The following is a 19,180-nucleotide window of genomic DNA, read 5'->3' as shown; positions in this document are numbered from 1 at the left end:
CCCGCGCAACTACGTCGGTGAGGGCCCAGGCACACCAAGGACGGTGACCCATGGCGGATGGCGCCATGACCGCGACGTTTCTCGCCGTGATCGGCGGAGCGTCGCTGCTCGCCGTCACCGCGCGCCGGCTGCACCCCAGCGACCGGTTGCCCTCACTGGAGGGCTGGGCGCTGGCCGACCGCAGCCTCGGCCCGGTGTGGACCTGGCTGCTGCTCGGCGGCACGATCTTCACCGCGTACACCTTCACCGCCGTACCGGGACTGGCGTACGGCAACGGCGCCGCCGCCTTCTTCGCGGTGCCCTACACGGTGATCGTCTGTCCGATCGCGTTCGTGCTGCTGAGCCGGCTGTGGTCGGTGGCGCAGCGGCACGGCTACGTGACCGCCGCCGACTTCGTGCGCGGCCGGTACGGGTCGGCGCCGCTGGCCCTGGTGGTGGCGCTGACCGGGATACTTGCGACGATGCCGTATCTGGCGTTGCAGCTGCTGGGCATACGCGCGGTGCTGACGGCCGGCGGGCTCTATCCGCGGGGCGCGGCCGGTGACCTGGTGATGGTGGCGCTGTTCGCGGGGCTCGCGGTGGCGACGTACCGGCACGGGCTGCGCGCGCCGACGGTCATCTCGGCGCTGAAGGCGGTGGCCGTGTTCGTCTCCCTCACGGCCGTGTGCTGGCTGGTCCTGGAGCGGCTCGGCGGGTTCGGCGCGGTCTTCGACGGGGCGGCCCGGCGGCTCGGCGGCACGGACGCCGCGAACTCCCCGCTCCTGCTGTCCCCGCAGCAGCAGCCCGCGTACGCCACCCTCGCGCTCGGCTCCGCGCTCGCCCTGCTGATGTACCCGCACGTCCTCACCGCGGGCTTCGCCGCCGACGGCCCGCGCACCCTGCGCAAGGCCTCGGTGGCGCTGCCCGCCTGGACCGGACTGCTCGCCCTCTTCGGCTTCCTCGGCATCGCGGCCCTCGCGACGGGCGTGCAGGCACCCGCCGGCGGCGCGGAAGCGGCCGTACCGATGCTGGTCGACCGGCTGATGCCGGGGCCGCTGGCCGGGCTGGTGTTCGGCGCGATCACCGTGGGGGCGCTGGTCCCGGCGGCCGTGATGTCGATCGCCGCCGCCACCAGCTTCGTACGGAACGTGTACGTCGAGTACGTCCACCCCACCGCCACCCCCAAGCGGCAGGTGCGCATCGCCAAGGCGGTGTCGCTGACCGCGAAGGTGGGAGCGGTGGCGTTCGTGTTCGGGCTGCGCGACCAGGACGCCATCAACCTGCAGTTGCTCGGCGGCGTATGGATCCTGCAGGTCTTCCCGGCCGTCGCCGTCGGGCTGTTCACCGGGCGGCTGCATCCGCGGGCGCTGCTCGCCGGGTGGGCCGCGGGCATGGTGACCGGCACCTTCCTGGTGGTGCGCGAGGGGTTCTCCTCGGTCGTGCCGCTCGGCACCGGCAGCGGACCGGTCGAGGTCTACGCCGGACTCGCCGCCCTGCTGCTCAACCTGATCGTCGCCGTGGCCGGGACCGCGGTGCTCGAACGCCTCGGCGTCCCGCGCGGCGCCGACCTCACCGACCTGCCGTCCCGCCTGACCGTCAGGCGGCGCCCCGAGACGGGAGCGAACCAGCCGTGAGACGCAGACAGACAACTCCCCTGCGGGAGACGGCCGTTCACAGTCCGCAGGGCCCCCTCACCGCCCCGGTCGCCGACCCCGGCGAGACGCTCGCGTCCGCGCCGGCCGGTGAGGGGCTGGTACCGCCCCGGCGCGACCCCGCCGACCTGGAGCGCGAGGCAGGCCTCGCCAGGCTCTTCGAGCTGCACTACTCCTCGATGCTGCGCCTCGCGGTCCTGCTCGGCGCCGACGACCCGGAGAACGTGGTGGCCGAGGCCTACTACCAGATCTACCGGAAGTGGCGGCGGCTGCGGGACGTCGAGTCGGCGGAGGCGTATCTGCGCTCGACGGTCTGCAATCTGACGCGGATGCGGATACGCCACCTCCAGGTCGCCCGCAAGCACACCGAGAACCCCCCGGCCGCGCCCGTCGACGTCGTCGCCTCCGCGGAGAGCACCGCGCTCCTGCGGGACGACCAGCGCGTGCTGATCGACGCGCTGCAGCAACTGCCGCCCCGGCAGCGTGAGGCACTCGTGCTGCGGCACTGGCTCGGGCTGAAGGAGAGCGAGATCGCCGCGGCGATGGGCATCTCCTGCGGATCCGTCAAGACCCACACGGCACGCGGCCTGGCCGCCCTGACCCAGGCGATGGAGGCACGGCGATGACGTATCGGGACGCGACCGGGTCGCGTGGCACCAGTCCGGACCGCACGGAGCGGGAACTGCGCGAGGCGCTCGCCGCGCTCGCCGGCGGAGTCCAGGCCGCGCCCGACGCCTATCGCACGGCGCGCGGCGAGTGGCTGCGCCGGGAACGCCGACGCCGGCTCGTGCTGGCCGTCCTCGTCATGGTCGTGTTCGCCCTGGCCACGCTGATCGGGCTGTGGGTGCTCAACCAGGCTCCGGCGGACCCCGGCGTGGTCTTCTCCGGGACCGGCTCCTCGGCCGGCGTGTCGCTTCGACCACACCCCTGATTGGCCCACCGCCCCGCAGGGAACCCGCACTTCGTGCATCCGCGTATCGAGGACTACGCCCTCATCGGCGACGAGCAGACGGCTGCCCTGATCGGCACGGACGGCTCCGTCGACTGGCTGTGCCTGCCCCGCTTCGACTCCGCCGCCTGCTTCGCCCGGCTCCTCGGCGACGAGGAGAACGGCTACTGGCGCATCGCCCCCGCGGACGCGCAGGGCGCCTGCACCCGGCGCGCCTACCGCCCGGACACCCTGGTGCTGGACACCGAGTGGGAGACCGACGACGGCACGATCCGCGTCACCGACCTGATGCCGCAACGCGACCGGGCGCCCGACCTCGTGCGCATCGTGGAGGGCGTCAGCGGCCGGGTCACCGTGCGCAGCGATCTGCGGCTGCGCTTCGACTACGGCTCGATCGTCCCGTGGGTGCGCAGGTCCGACGGGCACCGGGTGGCCGTCGCCGGGCCGGACTCGGTCTGGCTGCGCAGCGAGCCCGAGGTGCGCACCTGGGGCGAGAAGTTCGGCACGCACGCGGAGTTCACGGTCGAGGCGGGCGAGAAGGTCGCGTTCGTCCTCACCTGGCACCCCTCGCACGAGCCGCGGCCACCGCTCGTCGACCCGTACAAGGCGTTGCACACCAGCGTCCGGGACTGGCGGAAGTGGGCGGGGCGCTGCACCTACGACGGTCCGTACCGGGACGCCGTGATCCGCTCCCTGATCACTCTCAAGGCCCTCACCTACCGGCCGACCGGCGGTATCGTCGCCGCCCCCACCACCTCACTCCCCGAGGAGCTGGGCGGTGTGCGCAACTGGGACTACCGGTACTGCTGGCTGCGCGACTCCACCCTCACCCTGAACGCGCTGCTCGCCGCGGGCTACCAGGAGGAGGCCGAGGCGTGGCGCAACTGGCTGCTGCGCGCGGTCGCCGGCGACCCTGCGGACCTGCAGATCATGTACGGCCTGGCGGGCGAGCGGCGGCTGCCGGAGTTCGAGGTGCCGTGGCTGTCCGGATTCGCCGGCTCCGCCCCCGTACGCATCGGCAACCAGGCCGTGGAGCAGCTCCAGTTGGACGTGTACGGCCAGGTCATGGACACGCTGGCGCTGGCCCGGCACGCGGGTCTGCCCCCGAAGCCGCAGATCTGGGCGATCCAGGCCGCACTGGTCGACTGGCTGCGGTCGCACTGGCGGCAGCCGGACGAGGGGCTGTGGGAGGTGCGCGGCGGCCGCCGTCACTTCGTGCACTCGAAGGTGATGGTGTGGGTGGCCGCGGACCGGGCCGTGCGCACCCTGGAGAAGAACCCCGAGCTGGAGGGCGACCTCGACGGCTGGCGGGAGCTGCGCGACGAGGTGCACCGCGAAGTCTGCGAGAAGGGCTACGACGCCGAGCGGAACACCTTCACCCAGTCCTACGGCTCCCGTGAACTGGACGCCGCGCTGCTGGTCATCCCGCGCGTCGGCTTCCTGCCTCCCGACGACCCGCGTGTCGTCGGCACGATCGACGCGGTCCGCGCCGAGCTCGGTCACGACGGCTTCCTGCGCCGCTACAGCGCGGACGAGACGGCCGTGGACGGGCTGCCCGGCGGCGAGGGCACGTTTTTGGTCTGCTCGTTCTGGCTGGCGGACGCGCTGCACATGACGGGCCGTACGCAGGAGGCCCGGGAGCTGTTCGAGCGGCTGGTCGGGCTCGCCAACGACGTGGGCCTGCTGTCCGAGGAGTACGACCCCGCCGCCCGCCACCAGCTCGGGAACTTCCCCCAGGCGTTCAGCCACATCGGCCTGGTGAACACCGCCCTCGCCCTGTTCGGGGGCGACGGGGCAGGATAGGGACCATGGATCTTGGACTGAAGGACCGGGTGTACGTCGTCACGGGGGCCACGCGCGGGCTGGGCAACGCGGCGGCGCGTGAACTGGTGGCCGACGGGGCGAAGGTGGTCATCACCGGACGGGACGAGACGACCGTCGCCGAGGCGGCGGCCGCGCTGGGCCCGAACGCGGTCGGGGTGGCCGTGGACAACGCCGATCCCGATGCGGCCGGGCGGCTGATCGAGGCCGCCCGCACGCACTTCGGCGGGTTCCACGGCGTGTTCGTCAGCGTCGGCGGGCCGGCGCCCGGCTTCGTCGCCGACAACACCGACGAGCAGTGGCAGGCGGCGTTCGAGTCGGTGTTCCTGGGCGCGGTACGGCTGGCGCGGGCAGCAGCGGCCGAGCTCGACGCGGGCGGTGTCATCGGGTTCGTGCTGTCCGGCTCGGTGTACGAGCCGATTCCCGGACTGACGATCTCGAACAGCCTGCGTCCCGGGCTCGCCGGATTCGCCAAGTCCCTCGCCGACGAGCTGGGGCCGCGCGGCATCCGTGTGGTCGGCCTGCTCCCGGGGCGCATCGACACGGACCGTGTGCGCGAGCTGGACGCCTTGTCCGCCGACCCCGAGGCGACCCGCGCGGCGTCCGAGTCCCGCATCCCGCTGCGCCGGTACGGCACCCCGGAGGAGTTCGGCCGCGCGGCCGCGTTCCTGCTGTCCCCTGCGGCGTCCTACGTGACCGGGGTCATGCTGCCGGTGGACGGCGGGGCGCGGCACGGGTTCTAGGGTCCGGCGTCACATTCCCGTCGTCCAAGGGCGGGCCCGGCGGCGGCGAGCCGGACACCGCCGGGCGGACGCGGAGGTGACGACATGGCCCAGGTCGCGTCCGCGAAGTCCCGTTGTCCGCCCGGGGGCGGGCCCCGCGGTGTGGCGGGGGGCTCCGGGAGTGTCCCCGGCCGAAGGCTGGGGGGCGCCGGTCGGACGCCCTCGTCACGGCCCCGAGGTCCCGCGCACCGCTCCGGGCCCTCTTCCATGACCGTCAACTGACCCGTTCCGCCCGGTGCTTGACGCCCCGGAGGCGGACCTCGGTCGGCAGGGAGGCCAGGCCGGCCGAGCCGCGGGCGTGCGCCAGCGCCCGGGTCGTGAGGTCGTCCAGGGCGGTCCCCGGATCCACGTGGGGTTCCAGCAGGAGCCGTACGCGTGCCTCGGGGGCGAGCCGCCTGCCGGTCAGGTGCGCCCGGGCGCGCTGGACTCCCCGCGCACCCGTCGCCTCGCTCGCCAGGACGCTCTCCAGGGCCCGGCCCCGCAGCAGCGCGCCCTCGCCGTCACCGGTGTCGACCAGGACCTCGGTGAGGCGGTGCCGGCGCAGGTTCGCGGTCAGCCACCACAGGGCGAGCAGCGCCAGCACGGCCAGGGCGGCGATGACGGTGGGCCACCACCAGCCCTCGGACCGCCAGCGCGTGCGCTCGGCTTCGCTGAGCAGGACGTCGTGCTTGCTGTCGTGGATCCACCAGGACGGCGGGTCCAGCCCGAGCCCGACGGCCAGCACGGACCCGCCGATCACGAGCAGTACCAGTCCGACGAGCCCGATCAGCACCCGGTTGACCACCCTGAGCACGGCCCTCACCCCTTCCGTCCGGGCCGCCGTACATGGACCGACAGCGACGGCGGGCGGGCCAGGCCCAGACCCGTGATCGCGTCGGTGAGCGCGACGTCCAGGTCGGCGCGTACGTCGTCCAGGTCGCGGAAGTGGGAGAGCGCGCGGACGTCGGCGCGACGGCGGCCCATCCGGACCCGCGCGGACTGGACCCCGGAGACCTCCATCGCCCGGTCGCGCAGGACCAGCGCGGCCAGGTCGCGCTCCAGGCCGGCGCGCACGTCGGGGTGGGTGCGCCGCATCGTCAGCACCGACCGCAGGCCGGGTGTGACGGCGAGGAGCAGCAGCCACAGGCCGAGGACGGCGGCGACGCCCGCGCCGACGAGCACCCAGGTGTCGTCCACCGGGCGCTCGGCGAGTTGCCGGGCCAGTTCGCGGCGCCAGCGCATGGCGGGCCGGTCGGCGCGCACGGAGGCGATGTCGTAGAGGAAGAGGCCGGCCGTGCCGAGGAGCACGAGCGCCGTGATCGCGGCCGGGATCCTGCGCGCGGACCAGAAGCGTCGCGCTCGGCCGCTCTCGCCCTCCAGCACGGGCGGGGGCTCGTCGGCCGGCGCCGACACCGACTGGTCGAGAGGCTCGGGTCCGGTCTCCTTCTCGATGACCGGCAGTCGCCGGGTGGTGCCCTCGGTGCCCTGGGACTCGCTCATCGCGTCCTCCCGTGTGCCGCGCCCTGTCCGGACGCCGGGTGCAGCCGCTCCACGTGCACGGCGACCTCCGGCACGTCCATGCCCACCAACGCGCCTACCCGCTCGGCGACATGCCGACGCACGGCCGCGCACCGGGCGCCGATGTCGGTGGGGTAGTCGAGTTCGAGATGGACCCGGACCCGGGCGGTGTCGTACGCCACCACGACATCGGCGTAGGGCCGGTTCGCGCCCTCGCTGAGCTTGCCCACCGCCTCCCGTGCGGCCTGGGAGGCGATCTTCGCGACGACCCGGTCGGCGATCCGGGTGGCTCCGCGCTCGCCGGGCACGACCGCGGTCGGCGGCTCGCGCAGCTCCACCGCCCCACCGCTCACGGCCGTCACCGCCTCCGTTCGTCACGGTGCCGGAAGAAGTCACCGAACTCCCAGTCGCCCTCCAGGAACCGTCCGACGACGAATCCGACGGCGCCCAGTGCCGCCACCAGCAAAAAGGCGCCGAATCCGCCGAAATACCCGGCGAAGCCGAGTGCCATGCCGGCGATCATGCCGGCCACGGCCATGCTCATGGTCCGCTCCTCAGTTCCTCAGCAACTCCCCGGCACCCGCGTCGTCCTTGCGCCCGCGCGTCACTGGATCCGGCGCTCCGGTTCCTCTTCCTCCTCCTCCGGCAGCTTCACGTCACTCACCGCGATGTTGACCTCGACGACTTCGAGGCCGGTCATCCGCTCCACGGCGTTGATCACGTTCTCGCGGACGTCCCGGGACACATCGGCGATCGAGACGCCGTACTCGACGACGATCTCCAGGTCGAGCGCGGACTGCACCTCACCGACCTCGGCCTTCACCCCGCGCGTCACCGACTTCGTCGTCCCGCCCGGCACCCGGTCGCGTACCGCCCCGAAGGTCCGCGAGATTCCGCTGCCCATGGCGTGGACGCCGTCCACGTCCCGTGCGGCCATTCCGGCGATCTTCTCCACGACGCCGTCCGCGATCGTCGTGCGGCCCCGGCTGCCGGGGTCACCGCCGCCGCGCCTGGCCGCCTGCGCCTTGCGCATGGTGGGCGTCTCGCCCTCCGTCCCCCGGTTCTGCTCCGTCACATCAGTCATGGCCGTTTCGTCCTTTTCGGTCGTCGTCCCATGACCACCGTAAGCACGGTTGCGCGATTGCGCGCCAGGGATACGGCAGGCTGGAGGAATGACGACGGCGGATCGCTGGACGCGGGAAGTCCGACAGCAGCTGGGACTCGGCAGGCTGCTGCCCCTGGGCGACGCGCGCGACGGCGCGTGGATCTCCGAGAAGGCGGCCGAGGCGGTGCTGCGGAGCACGGCCGAGGCCATGGGCGGGGTACGGCTGGGGGCGCTGCGGTTGGCGCTGACCGACCCGCAGCAGGCGCAGGAGGCGGCCGTACCGCCGCCGCCCAGCGCCCTGCCGCCGGGGCCGCTGCGGATCACGGCGGACTTCGCGACGACGGCCGCGGAGCCGCTACCCGCGACGGCGGAACGGCTGCGCGTGCTGCTGTCCACCGCGGCGGCGCAGCGCCTGGGCCTGGCGGTGACCGAGGTGGACCTGCGAGTGACGGCCCTGCTCGACGAGGAGGTGGAACCGGCTGCCGTGCACCCGCCCGAACCGGCGCGGGCGGCGGAGCCGGCCAACCCCGACGAGGAGCGGGTCGTCGCCGTGACCCGGGCGACCCCGGGCGTCACCCGGCTGACGGGCACCCTCGGCGGGTTGGGCCGCTCGGTGCACATCGACCGGCGGCAGGGCGAGGCCGCACTACCGCGCCGGCATGTGCGCGTGGAGATCGCGGTGAGCGCGGACCACCGGGCCGTGGAGGTGGCCCGGGAGGTACGCGAGCGGGTCGGGCGTGCGCTGGCCGACCACCCGACGGTGGCCGTACTGGTCACGTCCGTCGGCTGATCGGCGCAAGTCTCACTCGCCGAGGCCGGCCAGGTCCCGCAGCCGCCGCGCCTGCGCGGCCCGTTCGGCGCCGCGCTGCTCGTCGTAGGTGCGATCGACAGCGCCACGAAGCAGCGCCTTGGTCTCGATCACGGCGTCCCGCGGTGCGGCCACGATGGCCCCGGCGAGGTCCCGTACGGCGTCGTCGAGTTGCCCGGCGGGCACGGCGAGGTTGGCCAGCCCGCTGCTGACGGCCTCCTCGGCCGACACGAAGCGGCCGGTCACGCAGATCTCCAGCGCGCGGCCGTATCCGACCAGCCCGACCAGCGGGTGCGTGCCCGTCAGGTCCGGCACCAGCCCGAGGCTGGTCTCGCGCATGGCGAACTGCACGTCGTCGGCGACGACGCGCACGTCACAGGCGAGCGCGAGTTGGAAGCCCGCCCCGATGGCATGCCCCTGGACGGCGGCGATGGACACGATGTCGTTGCGCCGCCACCAGGTGAAGCCCTCCTGGAACTCGGCGATGGCAGCGTCGAGTTCGCCGTCGCTGCTGCGCGCGAGGTCGATGAACGAGGACTCGCCCTCGATTCCCTCGGGCGTGAACATCTGCCGGTCGAGGCCGGCGGAGAAGGACTTGCCCTCACCGCGCAGCACCACGACCCGCACGCTGCCCGGCACGGTCCGCCCGGCCTCGGCGAGCGTCCGCCACATGGCGGGGCTCTGTGCGTTGCGCTTGTCCGGGTTCGTCAGGGTCACCGTCGCGATGGCGCCGTCGACGGTGAGCCGTACGCCGTCCTTGTCGAGCAGGGGCGCGAGTTCCTGGTCGGGCGAAGCCATGGGGTTGCCTCCGATGCGTGCGGTCACATGGGATGCCCGTCAGGGCACCCCCTAAGTGACTGCACAGTAACCACCCGCCCGACCCGGAGTCCCTCCAGGTCCCTCCAAGGACACCGAGGGAGGACCGGCCGGGTGGTCACCATCGAAGCCGATGGGCCGCCCGAATCAGCCTGCGGCCTTCTTGCCTCGTGTCGCACCGCCACGCCCACGGAGCGTGACGCCCGACTCGCTGAGCATCCGGTGTACGAAGCCATACGAGCGGCCGGTTTCCTCGGCCAGTGCCCGAATGCTCGCACCGGAGTCGTACTTCTTCTTCAGGTCTGCCGCGAGCTTGTCGCGCGCGGCGCCGGTCACCCGGCTGCCCTTCTTCAGAGTCTCGGCCACCCGTGCCTCCTCATGGGAAGTGCGCTCTGGTCTCCTCATGATCACCCCTCCGGGGCTTCATGGCCACCCATTCGGCAAGGTCCGTGAGACAAGGTTGTGACGACAGGAGCGCGCCCCCACATGCGGAATCTCGAATTCCGCGAAGCCCTGCCCGTACGGCCGAACGGGTTCTTCTGCGAAACGCCAGGTCAGCGACGCACGACGGCCGAGCCCTTGTCGATGAAGGACTCGGCCGCGAAATTGATGTAGTACACACCTCGGTACGAGGAGATCTCACACAGATGATGGATCAACGATGGGCCGAATGATCCATACGCCGGTGATCAGGCATTCGATCAAGCCAGGGCGACGAGATCCGCGTAGTCGGCACCCCACAGGTCCTCGACACCGTCCGGCAGCAGAATGATCCGTTCCGGCTGGAGCGCCTCGACCGCGCCCTCGTCGTGGGTGACGAGCACGACCGCGCCCTTGTACGTGCGCAGCGCGCCGAGGATCTCCTCGCGGCTGGCCGGGTCGAGGTTGTTGGTGGGCTCGTCGAGGAGCAGGACGTTCGCCGAGGAGACGACCAGGGTCGCCAGGGCGAGGCGGGTCTTCTCACCGCCGGAGAGCACCCCGGCCGGCTTGTCGACGTCGTCGCCGGAGAACAGGAACGAGCCCAGCACCTTGCGGACCTCCACGAGGTCCATGTCGGGGGCGGCCGAGCGCATGTTCTCCAGGACGGTGCGGTCGGCGTCCAGGGTCTCGTGCTCCTGGGCGTAGTAGCCGATCTTGAGGCCGTGCCCGGGGATGACCGCGCCGGTGTCCGGCTGTTCGACCCCGGCCAGGAGCCTGAGCAGGGTGGTCTTGCCCGCGCCGTTGAGCCCGAGGATGACCACCCTCGACCCCTTGTCGATGGCCAGGTCGACGTCGGTGAAGATCTCCAGCGAGCCGTACGACTTCGACAGGCCCTCCGCCGTGAGGGGCGTCTTGCCGCAGGGCGCGGGATCGGGGAAGCGGAGCTTGGCGACCTTGTCGGACTGCCGGACCTCCTCCAGCCCCGACAGCAGCCGCTCCGCGCGCCGGGCCATGTTCTGCGCGGCGACGGTCTTGGTCGCCTTGGCACGCATCTTGTCGGCCTGGGCGTTGAGCGCGGCGGCCTTCTTCTCGGCGTTCTGCCGCTCGCGCTTGCGGCGCTTCTCGTCGGCCTCGCGCTGCTGCTGGTAGAGCTTCCAGCCCATGTTGTAGATGTCGATCTGGGCGCGGTTGGCGTCCAGGTAGAACACCTTGTTGACGACCGTCTCGACCAGGTCGACGTCGTGGGAGATCACGATGAAGCCGCCGCGGTAGGTCTTCAGGTAGTCCCGCAGCCAGACGATCGAGTCCGCGTCGAGGTGGTTGGTGGGCTCGTCGAGCAGCAGTGTGTCGGCGTCCGAGAACAGGATGCGGGCGAGCTCGATACGGCGGCGCTGACCACCGGAGAGGGTGTGCAGCGGCTGGCCGAGCACCCGGTCGGGCAGGTTGAGCGCGGCGGCGATGGTGGCGGCCTCGGCCTCGGCGGCGTATCCGCCCTTGGTGAGGAACTCCGTCTCCTGGCGCTCGTACTGCTTCAGCGCCTTCTCGCGGGTGGCGCCCTGACCGTTGGCGATGCGCTGCTCGTTCTCGCGCATCTTGCGGATCAGCACGTCCAGGCCGCGCGCGGACAGGACCCGGTCGCGGGCGAGCACGTCGAGGTCGCCGGTGCGGGGGTCCTGCGGGAGGTAGCCGACCTCGCCGGAGCGGGTGATGGTGCCGCCGGCGGGGATGCCCTCGCCGGCGAGGCACTTGGTGAGGGTGGTCTTGCCGGCGCCGTTGCGGCCGACGAGGCCGATGCGGTCGCCCTTGGCGACGCGGAAGGACGCGGACTCGATGAGGACGCGCGCACCGGCGCGCAGCTCGATACCGGAGGCGGAGATCACGGACAGACTCCAGGGCGGGTGGGTGGCGGGATGGGCGGCTGAGGACGTTCCCGCCGTCTAATGCGCGAGGAGAATGGCCATGGGTTCAGTCTAACGGGACCGTGCAACCACTTTTTCTGGGTTCACGTGTTCGGATCGGCCGCCCCCCGGCCCAGCCACCCCCGTCCCAGCAGCCCCCGTCCCAGCAGCCCCGCGCCCCAGCTGCTCCCGTTCTCCGCGGCCCCGTCGCCCCGGCGCGGCCGGCGGGCCGATGTCAGTGGCCGCTGCGAGACTGGCGGCGGACCGGAACCGACGGATCACAACGGATCACAAAGGGGTGATCGGCATGGCGGGCACGAGCGGTGGGCGTCCGAGCATCTTCCCGACGCTGCTGTACGCGGACGCGAAGGCGGCGATCAAGCAGCTCACGGAGGCCTTCGGGTTCACGGAGCTCGCGGTCTACGAGGACGAGGACGGCAAGGTCGCGCACGCCGAGCTGGCGCAGGGCAACGGCGCGGTGATGCTCGGCTCGAAGGGCACCGGCAGCGCCTTCGACAAGGCGATGGAGGCCGCGGGCACGACCGGGGTGTACGTCGTCGTGGACGACGTCGACGCACACCACCGACGGGCCGTGGAGCACGGCGCCCGGATCCTGATGCCCCCGACGGACCAGGACTACGGCTCGCGGGACTACATGGCCCGGGACGTCGAGGGCAACGTGTGGAGCTTCGGCACGTACGCACCCGAGCCGGGCGCCTGAGCCCCGCTCCGGCTCAGCTCCCCCCGGTGTGCACCTGGAAGGCGGCGCGGCGCACGGCCTTGGCGAGGGCGGGGTCGGGGTGCGCGGCGGCGAGCGCGACCAGCACCTGCACGGTGCGGGGGTGTCCGACGGCCCGGACCTCGTCGAGCAGCATCGGCACCGTGGGCTGGACGGCCGACTCCAGGTGGCGTACCAGCATCGGGGCCTCGCCGTGGTCGGCGACGGCGGCGGCGGTGTCGACCCACAGCCAGGTGGCCTCTTCCCTGGTGAGCACCTCATGGGCGTCCTCGGGGTCGACGCCGTCGTGCTCGGCGAGCCACAGCAGGGCGTAGGGCCGCAGGGTCGGCTCGTCGAGGACAGCGCGCACGTCGTGCTCGGCGGGGGCGCCGACGACGCGCAGCGCCTCGAAGGCGAGGCCGCGCAGCAGGGCGTCGTCGCCGCGGGCGGCGCCGAGGAGTTCGGTGACGGCGCTGCCGACGGGGCGGGCGGCGAGCCAGGCGCGGTACTCGTCGCGGGCGGCGTTCGGGCGCAGCTGGGCGCAGCCGCGGAGCATGTCCTCGGCCGCGCGCTCGATGTTCCCCGCCGGGCTCTGGGCGGCGACGCAGATCTGCTCCAGCTTGACCCAGACCGCCCAGTTGCCGAGTGGGGTGAGCGTGGCCTGTCCGTCGCCGTAGGTGAGGGCTCCGACGGAGGCGAGGGCGTGCAGGGCCCAGTCGAGGAGGGGGGCGAGGGGGGCGTCCTCGGCGCCTGCCGGGGCCGGGGCCGGCTCGGGCTGCGGCCCGTAGGGGATCTCGCATCTCTCGGTGCGCAGTTCGGTGACGCGCTGCTCCAGCAGGTCCAGGAGCTGCTCGACGGGGACCGGCCCGGCGGACAGGTGCAGGAAGGAGAGCACCTGGGGCATGGCCGAGACGACGTCGGGGACGGCGCCGTGCTCCAGCCGCTCCGGTTCCGGGTGGGCGAGCGACCAGGCGTCGAACAGGGCGACCCAGCCGCGCAGGACAGCGCTGTCGTCGCGGTCCCAGGCGCGCAGCCGCCAGCCGGGGCGGGCGCTGTCGCCGTGCACCTCGACGAGACCGGCGAGGCGGGCGGTGTCCCAGTCGGCGCGGACCTGAGCCACGGTCAGGCCCAGGTCCCGGGCCGCGCGTTCGGCGGTCGCGTCGGAGAGGGTGCCCTTGCCGTCGGAGGCGCTGCCGTCCCGGCCGGGGCCCAGGGCGGCGTCGGCCCAGTGGGCGACGCGGGCCGCCGCGGCCAGGCCGGAGCGTGCCATTCTGGCCAGCTCGGACCGGGCCGGTGTGCCCTCCGGGGGGCGCGGGGCGGGGCGGCGTGGGCGCCGCTGGTTCACGGCTCTGGGGGCGGCGGCCAGGGGTCGCGGGCGGACGAGTCGAAGCCTGGAGTCGCGCGGGATACGGGACGTCACGGGTGCAGTCTTCCGGTTGACGGTCCGAAAACCCAAACGGAATGTCACGAGGGGCTACGGGGATGGCCAACGCACGGGGTTCCGCGGGCGGCCGGGGACCGATAACAGGCCAGTGGTCCGGGGTTAAACGGAATCTGCGGCGCCGGATCCTCCCGCTCACGCGGGACCGCCCCGAGGGCGTCCCCGGGGAGCGGTCGCACGAGCGTCACATGAGCGGGGTGACGAATCGGCGCAGCGCCTCTTCGTAGCCCTCGGGGTCGGCGTTCCACATGGCGGCGTGCGGGGCGCGTCGAACCGTGTGCAGGGAGACCAGGTCGGGGTGGGCGGCGGCCAGGCGGCGGGAGAGGCTCCAGGGGGCCACCTCGTCGTCGGGGCCGTGGAAGATCAGGGTCGGCACCGGGGGCCGGTCGGGGGCGCCCGTACCGGTGCCGCGGCCGGCGTGCAGGCCGGTGCGGCCCTGCGCCGCGCGGACGGCGAGGGGCAGCAGCGGGCCGGGGGTGTGGCGGGCCGCGGCGAGGGCACGCAGGGTGGCTTCCCAGCTGAGCACCGGGGAGTCCAGGACGAGCCCGGAGACCCGGTCCCGCAGCCCCGAGTGCTGGGCGGCGCGCAGGGCCATCGTCGCCCCGGTCGACCAGCCGAGCAGGACGAGTTGCCTGGCGCCGTACCGCACGGCGTAGCGCATCGCGGCGTCCAGGTCGCGCCACTCGGTCTCGCCCAGGTGGCCGAGGCCGTCCGGAGGGCGGGGTGCGCCCAGGTCACCTCGGTAGGAGAGGGCGAGGACCGGGAAGTGCCGGCCGCTGAGGAACCCCATGAGGTTCATGGCGTGCTCGCGCGTGGTGCCGAGGCCGTGCACGGCGATGACCCAGGTGCCGCGGCTGCCGGGGACGAACCAGGCGGGCAGGGAGCCGAGTTCGCCGGGGACGTCGACGTCGGCGTGTTCGAGGCCGAGGGCGGCGGCGGGGTCGCCGACGTATACGTTCGGGGTGAGCCAGACGCTGTCGCCGGGGTCGAGGGTGCCGTGGGTGACACGTTCCAGGCGGCGTACGACGGTGTCGGCGGAGTGCTTCGCCGCGGCGAGGACCGGGCCGACGACGGCGTGCGAGCCGTCGCCGGCGAGGCCGTAGGTGCCGGGCCGCAGTGAGGCCAGGTCGCGGGTGAGGGTGATCTGGCCGGCGGCCGTGGCGTGCACGGTGAGCCGGGGTTCGGTGGGCAGGGGCCTGCCGGGAGAGGCCGTCAGGGCGGCACCACTGGCGTACCGCCCGGCGGCGACGCTCGCGACGCCGGCGGCCAGGGCCACGGTGACGGCAGCGGCCGTCGTTTTGACAGTGCGCACGGATCCAGTGTCCGGGCGCGGACGGGGTCGGGCCAGTGGGAGGACGACTCGGGGTGAGGGCCGCCGCCGGACGGCCCCCCACCCGACCCGCGCCTCACTCCCGCTGCCCGTACCCCCGCAGCCGCTCCCCCACCTCGGCCACCTGCTCCCCCGACAGCAGGCTCGGCGCGCGGCCCGGCACCGAGGAGGCCGTGAGCCACAGGCGGGACATCCACTCCAGTTGGGCGGTGCGGTCGTAGGCCTGGGCCAGCCTCGCGCCGTAGGCGATCGTGCCGTGGTTCTGGAGGAGACAGGCGGTGCGGTCGGTGAGGGCCCGGAGCATGCTGTCGGCCAACTCCTCGGTGCCGTACGTCGCATAGGGGGCGACTCGGACGGGTCCTCCGAGCGCCGCCGCCATGTAGTGGATCAGCGGTAGCTCGGGGACCAGGGTCGAGACGGCCGTCGCATGGACCGCGTGCGTGTGGACGACGGCGCCGGCGTCGGTGGTGCGGTACACGGCGAGGTGCATCGGCAGTTCGCTCGTCGGCACCAGGGCACCCAGGACCTGCCGGCCCTCCAGGTCCACCCCGGTCACGTCCTCCGCGGTCAGCCGGTCGTACGGCACGCCCGACGGCGTGACCAGGACGGTGTCCCCGACGCGCACCGAGACGTTCCCGGACGTGCCGACCACCAGCCCGTCGGCCACGGTCCGCCGCGCGGTCGCCACCAGCGCCTCCCAGGCTTCCAGCTCCTCGGGGCGCACCTTCCTGCCTCGCTGTTCGTGCAGCTCCTCAGTCATGCGGCGATCCTGCCAGCCGGCACCCCGGCACGGCCTTGAGTCCGCCCAGGACGGGTACCGGATCCGCACGCGCCGAGACGTCCGCGTCCCCGTCGGACGAGAGGCGGCGACGGCTGCGGCTGCCGGGTGACCAGAATCTCTTCGACGGGTCGGTGACCCGGCTGAGGACGTCCGCCCGGGGGCCACCGGCCCCGCCCCGCCCGGGCTGCGCGCCGCCAGACGGAACGAGAGCCTCCGCCCGCATGGGAGAAACCCTCCCTGTCGGACACCGTGCGGCCCGCCCCAGTTCACCTTCCGTTCACTCAGGTTACCTACGTTCAGCAAGCCAATGACCTCGAACGATTGCCTGGGTAAATGGAAAGCTTCTCGCTGATCCTCGCGATTGTGGTGGTAACCGCACTCGCGTTCGATTTCACGAACGGTTTCCACGACACCGCGAACGCGATGGCCACGACCATTTCCACGGGCGCCATGAGGCCCAAGGTCGCGGTGGCCATGTCCGCCGTCCTCAATCTCGTCGGCGCCTTCCTCTCCGTGGAGGTCGCCAACACCATCTCCAAGGGCCTCGTCGACGAGGCCGGCATCCGTCCCGAAGTCATCTTCGCCGCGCTGGTCGGCGCGATCCTGTGGAATCTGCTGACCTGGCTGGTGGGCCTGCCCTCCAGCTCGTCGCACGCCCTCATGGGCGGCCTGATCGGCGCCACCGTCGCCTCGGCCGGCTTCGGCGCGGTCCACGGCGACGTGCTCGTCACCAAGGTGCTGATCCCGGCGATCGCCGCCCCGCTGGTCGCGGGCATCGCCGCGATGCTGGCCACCCGCCTGACCTACACCCTCGGCAAGAAGGCCGACGGCGAGGCGTCCAAGAAGGGCTACCGCGCCGGCCAGATCGCCTCCGCCGGCCTGGTCTCCCTCGCCCACGGCACGAACGACGCCCAGAAGACCATGGGCATCATCACCCTCGCCCTGGTCGCCGGCGGCACCCTCGCCCCCGACTCCGACCCGCCCATGTGGGTCATCCTCTCGGCGGGCGTCGCCATCGCGCTCGGCACCTACCTCGGCGGCTGGCGCATCATCCGCACCATGGGCAAGGGCCTGACCGACCTCCAGCCGCAGCAGGGCTTCGCCGCCCAGACCAGCGCGGCCACGGTCATCCTGGCCTCCTCCCACCTGGGCTTCTCCCTCTCCACCACGCACTCCGTCTCCGGCGCGGTGATGGGCGCGGGCCTCGGCCGCAAGGGCGGCGTGGTCCGCTGGTCGACGGCGACCCGGATGTTCGTCGCGTGGGGCCTGACCCTGCCGGCGGCAGCCCTGGTCGGCGCGCTCGCGGAGTACGTGACGGGCTTCGGCGCCTGGGGCACGGGCCTGGTCGCGGTCTTCCTGGTCGTCTCCAGCGCCGCCATCTGGAAGATTTCCCGCCGCGAGGTCGTCGACCACACCAACGTCAACGACACCGAGGAGCCGGCCGGTGTGGTGACCCAGGCCATGGCCGCCGTGACCGTGCCGCCGGCGCACCCGGTGGCCGAGGACATCACGGCCACGGTCCCGCCCCAGACCTCCGAGTCGACGCCGTCGAAGGCGTCGGTCTGACCCCCACCCGGTTCCTCCTCGCCGGTTACTCAAGGAAGTAGAAGCATGAAGATCGACTGGGCGGCTCTCGGCTCCGTCTTCGGGGTCAGCCTCGTGGTCACGGTTGCCCTGGTGGGCCTGTTCACCCTCGGCATCTCCGGCCTGTCCCGCCGCGAACGTGCGGCGGCCCAGGGCGACTCGGCCGCGCTCGCGGTCACCGGGGCGTACGCCTGCTTCGCGGCGTGCGCGGCGGCCGTGGGCTACGGCATCTACCTGATCGTGGCCTGACACACACGCCGATCGTGGCCTGACGCACAGAGCGCTCGTGGCCTGAGCAACAGTGCGCCGGAGCGCGCGCGAGCACCCGGGGTGCGGGACGGAACACCGTCTCGCACCTCACGCGTGTGTGGGCCTCCGCACACTCTCCCTCCGCAGGTCAACGGCAAGTTGACGGCCCTTCCGACCCCGTGGTGGACTGCCGGGGCCATGTACGGCGGCAGAAGAGGAAGCCGGTGTGAATCCGGCGCGGTCCCGCCACTGTCACCGGGGTGGAAAGCCCCGGGAGCCAGGAACTCTCGCCGCCGGTCTCGTCGAACCAGGGCGTGGACACCCTGAGTGAGGACATAACGCGATGCTCGGCTGCCGTTCGAGATTGAGGTCCCGCACCAGGGCTCTGCCCTTCCCCGCGGCCGGCTGACGCCGATGCGTGCCGATCGCGTCTTCGCGTACGGTGCCGCCGCCGGACTTCTCGGTGATCTGCTGCTCGGCGACCCCCACCGCGGGCATCCGGTCGCCGCGTTCGGACGGGCCGCCGCCGCCGTGGAGGGGGTGTTGTGGCGCGACCACCGCGCGTGGGGTGCGCTGCACACCGCCGTGTGCGCCGGTGGCGCCGTGGCACTGGGCGCCGTCGCCGCCCGCGCCGTCCGCACCTCCCCGGCCGCGTCCGTCGCGCTGACCGGCGCCGCCGCCTGGGCGGTGGTCGGAGGGACGTCGCTGGCCCGCGAGGCCCGGCTCGTCGCGCGTGCGCTGGAGGCGGGGGACGTGGAGGCCGCGCGGGCGCGGCTGCCGCATCTGTGCGGGCGGGACCCGCAGGCGCTGGACGCGGACGGGATCGCGCGGGCCGTGGTGGAGTCCGTCGCCGAGAACACCTCCGACGCGGTCGTGGGGGCGCTGGTCTGGGGGGCCGTCGGGGGTGTGCCGGGGCTGGTCGGCTTCCGGGCCGTGAACACGCTGGACGCCATGGTGGGCCACAAGTCGCCCAGGTACCGGCGCTACGGGTGGGCCTCGGCGCGGCTGGACGACGTGGCCGGGTGGCCGGGCGCGCGGCTCACCGCCGTACTCGCGGCGCTGGCCGGACCCGATCCGCGGGGTGCCGTACGCGCCTGGCGGGAGGACGCGGCGAAGCATCCGAGCCCCAACGCCGGGCCCGTGGAGGCCTCGTTCGCCGGAGCGCTCGGGGTGCGGCTGGGCGGGACGCTCTCGTACGGCGGGCGGGTGGAGCACCGGCCCGTGCTGAACACGCGGGGGCGTGCCGTCGGCACGCCCGACGTCGAACGCGCCGTGCGGCTGTCGCGGCGCGTCACCTGGCTCGCGCTCGGCGTGTGCGCCGGAGCCCGGTTGCTGAAGAGGGGGCAATGA

At 73.2% G+C, this 19,180-nt stretch carries 21 protein-coding genes and 1 riboswitch; of the genes, 10 read left to right on the top strand and 11 right to left on the bottom strand.

What is annotated here, in order from left to right; all coding sequences use genetic code 11:
* The first annotated feature begins 50 nt into the window (after positions 1-50).
* From ACFYNL_RS37770 to ACFYNL_RS37750, 5 genes are read left to right on the top strand one after another with little or no spacing between them, the layout of a single operon-like run.
* On the top strand, positions 51-1,613 hold the full coding sequence (locus ACFYNL_RS37770) for a sodium:solute symporter (protein WP_388812228.1): 1,563 nt from the start codon (positions 51-53) through the stop codon (positions 1,611-1,613).
* Positions 1,610-2,257, top strand: coding sequence for an RNA polymerase sigma factor (locus ACFYNL_RS37765; RefSeq protein WP_388812225.1), 648 nt, complete (start codon positions 1,610-1,612; stop codon positions 2,255-2,257). Before ACFYNL_RS37770 ends, ACFYNL_RS37765 begins: the two co-directional genes overlap by 4 nt.
* Positions 2,254-2,562, top strand: a complete 309-nt coding sequence (locus ACFYNL_RS37760; RefSeq protein ID WP_388812223.1) for a hypothetical protein — start codon at positions 2,254-2,256, stop codon at positions 2,560-2,562. The genes ACFYNL_RS37765 and ACFYNL_RS37760 overlap by 4 nt, the downstream gene beginning before the upstream one ends.
* A gap of 33 nt (positions 2,563-2,595) precedes the next feature.
* A complete protein-coding gene (locus ACFYNL_RS37755; RefSeq protein WP_388812221.1) occupies positions 2,596-4,383 on the top strand; it encodes a glycoside hydrolase family 15 protein in 1,788 nt (595 codons plus the stop codon).
* A gap of 5 nt (positions 4,384-4,388) precedes the next feature.
* Positions 4,389-5,144: an SDR family oxidoreductase gene (locus tag ACFYNL_RS37750; RefSeq protein ID WP_388812218.1), complete on the top strand. Its 756-nt coding sequence runs from the start codon at positions 4,389-4,391 to the stop codon at positions 5,142-5,144.
* A gap of 253 nt (positions 5,145-5,397) precedes the next feature.
* Here ACFYNL_RS37750 and amaP read toward each other — a convergent pair whose 3' ends face one another.
* From amaP to ACFYNL_RS37725, 5 genes are read right to left on the bottom strand one after another with little or no spacing between them, the layout of a single operon-like run.
* The gene (amaP, locus tag ACFYNL_RS37745; RefSeq protein ID WP_388812215.1) at positions 5,398-5,985 is read right to left on the bottom strand and encodes an alkaline shock response membrane anchor protein AmaP; all 588 of its coding nucleotides are present in this window, start codon (positions 5,983-5,985) and stop codon (positions 5,398-5,400) included.
* Positions 5,982-6,662: a DUF6286 domain-containing protein gene (locus ACFYNL_RS37740; protein ID WP_388812213.1), complete on the bottom strand. Its 681-nt coding sequence runs from the start codon at positions 6,660-6,662 to the stop codon at positions 5,982-5,984. Before ACFYNL_RS37740 ends, amaP begins: the two co-directional genes overlap by 4 nt.
* Entirely contained in the window at positions 6,659-7,042 is a 384-nt protein-coding gene (locus tag ACFYNL_RS37735) for an Asp23/Gls24 family envelope stress response protein (protein WP_388812211.1), read from the bottom strand. The genes ACFYNL_RS37740 and ACFYNL_RS37735 overlap by 4 nt, the downstream gene beginning before the upstream one ends.
* On the bottom strand, positions 7,039-7,224 hold the full coding sequence (locus tag ACFYNL_RS37730; RefSeq protein ID WP_388812209.1) for a hypothetical protein: 186 nt from the start codon (positions 7,222-7,224) through the stop codon (positions 7,039-7,041). Before ACFYNL_RS37730 ends, ACFYNL_RS37735 begins: the two co-directional genes overlap by 4 nt.
* 60 nt (positions 7,225-7,284) lie before the next feature.
* Positions 7,285-7,764 (bottom strand): Asp23/Gls24 family envelope stress response protein, encoded by a 480-nt coding sequence (locus tag ACFYNL_RS37725; protein ID WP_388812206.1) that lies wholly within the window; start codon positions 7,762-7,764, stop codon positions 7,285-7,287.
* An 88-nt stretch (positions 7,765-7,852) separates the two neighbouring features.
* Between ACFYNL_RS37725 and ACFYNL_RS37720 the strand changes: the two genes are divergently transcribed.
* On the top strand, positions 7,853-8,575 hold the full coding sequence (locus ACFYNL_RS37720; RefSeq protein WP_388812204.1) for a nucleopolyhedrovirus P10 family protein: 723 nt from the start codon (positions 7,853-7,855) through the stop codon (positions 8,573-8,575).
* Between the two features lie 12 nt (positions 8,576-8,587).
* On the opposite strand, the gene ACFYNL_RS37715 is transcribed toward ACFYNL_RS37720, so the two are convergent.
* From ACFYNL_RS37715 to ACFYNL_RS37705, 3 genes are all read right to left on the bottom strand, one after another.
* Complete coding sequence (locus ACFYNL_RS37715; RefSeq protein ID WP_388812201.1) at positions 8,588-9,391, bottom strand: enoyl-CoA hydratase/isomerase family protein; 804 nt, start codon at positions 9,389-9,391, stop codon at positions 8,588-8,590.
* Positions 9,392-9,556: 165 nt separating this feature from the next.
* Positions 9,557-9,775: a helix-turn-helix domain-containing protein gene (locus ACFYNL_RS37710; RefSeq protein ID WP_019758351.1), complete on the bottom strand. Its 219-nt coding sequence runs from the start codon at positions 9,773-9,775 to the stop codon at positions 9,557-9,559.
* Positions 9,776-10,110: 335 nt separating this feature from the next.
* Positions 10,111-11,709 carry an ABC-F family ATP-binding cassette domain-containing protein gene (locus ACFYNL_RS37705; RefSeq protein ID WP_388812198.1) on the bottom strand — a complete coding sequence of 533 codons (1,599 nt, stop codon included), beginning with the start codon at positions 11,707-11,709 and terminating at the stop codon, positions 10,111-10,113.
* Between the two features lie 325 nt (positions 11,710-12,034).
* On the opposite strand from ACFYNL_RS37705, the gene ACFYNL_RS37700 reads away from it, so the two are divergent.
* Positions 12,035-12,448: a VOC family protein gene (locus ACFYNL_RS37700; protein ID WP_388812196.1), complete on the top strand. Its 414-nt coding sequence runs from the start codon at positions 12,035-12,037 to the stop codon at positions 12,446-12,448.
* A gap of 13 nt (positions 12,449-12,461) precedes the next feature.
* On the opposite strand, the gene ACFYNL_RS37695 is transcribed toward ACFYNL_RS37700, so the two are convergent.
* The 3 genes from ACFYNL_RS37695 to ACFYNL_RS37685 form a co-directional block, all read right to left on the bottom strand.
* The gene (locus ACFYNL_RS37695) at positions 12,462-13,715 is read right to left on the bottom strand and encodes a hypothetical protein (protein WP_388812194.1); all 1,254 of its coding nucleotides are present in this window, start codon (positions 13,713-13,715) and stop codon (positions 12,462-12,464) included.
* 355 nt (positions 13,716-14,070) lie between these two features.
* Positions 14,071-15,198 (bottom strand): alpha/beta hydrolase, encoded by a 1,128-nt coding sequence (locus ACFYNL_RS37690; RefSeq protein ID WP_388812191.1) that lies wholly within the window; start codon positions 15,196-15,198, stop codon positions 14,071-14,073.
* Positions 15,199-15,292: 94 nt separating this feature from the next.
* Complete coding sequence (locus ACFYNL_RS37685; RefSeq protein ID WP_388812188.1) at positions 15,293-15,976, bottom strand: class II aldolase/adducin family protein; 684 nt, start codon at positions 15,974-15,976, stop codon at positions 15,293-15,295.
* A 354-nt stretch (positions 15,977-16,330) separates the two neighbouring features.
* Between ACFYNL_RS37685 and ACFYNL_RS37680 the strand changes: the two genes are divergently transcribed.
* The 3 genes from ACFYNL_RS37680 to ACFYNL_RS37670 all read left to right on the top strand — a co-directional run bounded on the left by ACFYNL_RS37680 (position 16,331) and on the right by ACFYNL_RS37670 (position 19,180).
* Entirely contained in the window at positions 16,331-17,563 is a 1,233-nt protein-coding gene (locus ACFYNL_RS37680; protein WP_388812186.1) for an anion permease, read from the top strand.
* A gap of 45 nt (positions 17,564-17,608) precedes the next feature.
* Entirely contained in the window at positions 17,609-17,830 is a 222-nt protein-coding gene (locus ACFYNL_RS37675; protein ID WP_388812183.1) for a hypothetical protein, read from the top strand.
* 174 nt (positions 17,831-18,004) lie between these two features.
* Positions 18,005-18,137, top strand: a riboswitch (cobalamin riboswitch).
* A 107-nt stretch (positions 18,138-18,244) separates the two neighbouring features.
* Positions 18,245-19,180 (top strand): cobalamin biosynthesis protein, encoded by a 936-nt coding sequence (locus ACFYNL_RS37670; RefSeq protein WP_388812181.1) that lies wholly within the window; start codon positions 18,245-18,247, stop codon positions 19,178-19,180.

It is taken from the genome of Streptomyces sp. NPDC007808, from assembly GCF_042868655.1.
Lineage (GTDB): Bacteria > Actinomycetota > Actinomycetes > Streptomycetales > Streptomycetaceae > Streptomyces.
This window is presented reverse-complemented; position numbering and strand designations above follow the sequence as displayed.

Coding starts and splice junctions, on each gene's coding strand:
- ACFYNL_RS37770 (WP_388812228.1), top strand. CDS start 51: ATGGCGGATGGCGCCATGACCGCGACGTTTCTCGCCGTGATCGGCGGA.
- ACFYNL_RS37760 (WP_388812223.1), top strand. CDS start 2,254: ATGACGTATCGGGACGCGACCGGGTCGCGTGGCACCAGTCCGGACCGC.
- ACFYNL_RS37750 (WP_388812218.1), top strand. CDS start 4,389: ATGGATCTTGGACTGAAGGACCGGGTGTACGTCGTCACGGGGGCCACG.
- ACFYNL_RS37740 (WP_388812213.1), bottom strand. CDS start 6,662: ATGAGCGAGTCCCAGGGCACCGAGGGCACCACCCGGCGACTGCCGGTC.
- ACFYNL_RS37730 (WP_388812209.1), bottom strand. CDS start 7,224: ATGAGCATGGCCGTGGCCGGCATGATCGCCGGCATGGCACTCGGCTTC.
- ACFYNL_RS37725 (WP_388812206.1), bottom strand. CDS start 7,764: ATGACTGATGTGACGGAGCAGAACCGGGGGACGGAGGGCGAGACGCCC.
- ACFYNL_RS37720 (WP_388812204.1), top strand. CDS start 7,853: ATGACGACGGCGGATCGCTGGACGCGGGAAGTCCGACAGCAGCTGGGA.
- ACFYNL_RS37715 (WP_388812201.1), bottom strand. CDS start 9,391: ATGGCTTCGCCCGACCAGGAACTCGCGCCCCTGCTCGACAAGGACGGC.
- ACFYNL_RS37700 (WP_388812196.1), top strand. CDS start 12,035: ATGGCGGGCACGAGCGGTGGGCGTCCGAGCATCTTCCCGACGCTGCTG.
- ACFYNL_RS37695 (WP_388812194.1), bottom strand. CDS start 13,715: ATGGCACGCTCCGGCCTGGCCGCGGCGGCCCGCGTCGCCCACTGGGCC.
- ACFYNL_RS37685 (WP_388812188.1), bottom strand. CDS start 15,976: ATGACTGAGGAGCTGCACGAACAGCGAGGCAGGAAGGTGCGCCCCGAG.
- ACFYNL_RS37680 (WP_388812186.1), top strand. CDS start 16,331: ATGGAAAGCTTCTCGCTGATCCTCGCGATTGTGGTGGTAACCGCACTC.
- ACFYNL_RS37675 (WP_388812183.1), top strand. CDS start 17,609: ATGAAGATCGACTGGGCGGCTCTCGGCTCCGTCTTCGGGGTCAGCCTC.
- ACFYNL_RS37670 (WP_388812181.1), top strand. CDS start 18,245: ATGCGTGCCGATCGCGTCTTCGCGTACGGTGCCGCCGCCGGACTTCTC.